The sequence below is a fragment of the Paraburkholderia sp. SIMBA_027 genome (assembly GCF_046535315.1).
In the GTDB taxonomy this organism is placed as follows: domain Bacteria; phylum Pseudomonadota; class Gammaproteobacteria; order Burkholderiales; family Burkholderiaceae; genus Paraburkholderia; species Paraburkholderia tropica.
Genome location: NZ_JAWRWY010001037.1, coordinates 1 through 257, shown reverse-complemented (window position 1 = coordinate 257; position 257 = coordinate 1). Strand labels below are relative to the sequence as shown.

Here is a 257-nt window from a genome sequence, read left to right as displayed (position 1 = left end):
ATTGGCCAGCACATGCAGCAAGGTCATGCGATTCAGATCCACGCCATCGCTGCATTCGCGGGCATACAGCGAGGGCGCGCACACGGCGATATGCCGCTCCTGGATCAACAAGGAACTGTCCAGCCCGTCCCACTCACCATTGCCAAACCGAATCGCGCAATCGAGCGTACTGGTCTGCGCCAGGCTGTCCTGCAAGCACGTGGTAATGCTCAGTTCCAACTCCGGGTGCGCCTCACGCAAGCGCCCCAGGCGCGGCA

General features: G+C 61.9%; 1 protein-coding gene. It reads right to left on the bottom strand.

Annotation, left to right across the window (positions count from 1 at the left end; all coding sequences use genetic code 11):
- Positions 1–257: LysR substrate-binding domain-containing protein (locus SB764_RS42275; protein WP_410867074.1), on the bottom strand; the 257-nt coding region annotated here is incomplete at both ends.